1 protein-coding gene is annotated in these 328 nt (G+C 57.6%); it reads left to right on the top strand.

Going from position 1 to position 328, the window contains the following annotated elements; all coding sequences use genetic code 11:
- Positions 1-249 (top strand): TRAP transporter large permease subunit (locus tag DTF_RS27330; RefSeq protein ID WP_226989380.1); only part of this gene is annotated, 249 nt, incomplete at its 5' end.
- Positions 250-328: the final 79 nt, after the last annotated feature.

The following is a 328-nucleotide window of genomic DNA, read 5'->3' as shown; positions in this document are numbered from 1 at the left end:
GCCAAGTTCGGCATCGACACCATGCACTTCGGCCTGCTGATGACGGTCAACCTCGGCATCGGGTACTGCACCCCCCCCCTGGGGGTCAGCCTCTACATCTCGGGATCGGTGGCGGACAAGAGTCTGCTTTTCGTCTCCAAGGCGGTCCTCCCCTTTCTGGTGATCCAGATCCTGCTCCTTTTCGTCTTCACCTACTGGGCGGATCTGGTTCTGCTGCTCCCCCGGCTTGTCTATAACTACGGCGGTTAAAACCCAAGAAAACAGGAGAGAAACCATGAACGACATGAAGATACTGCTTCCCCTCGACGATTCGCCGCAGGCGCAGAGA

Origin of the sequence: Desulfuromonas sp. TF (genome assembly GCF_000472285.1) — a bacterium.
Classification (GTDB): Bacteria; Desulfobacterota; Desulfuromonadia; order Desulfuromonadales; family ATBO01; genus ATBO01.
Note: the sequence above shows the minus strand (reverse complement) of the source record. Positions and strands in the feature narration are given on the sequence as shown.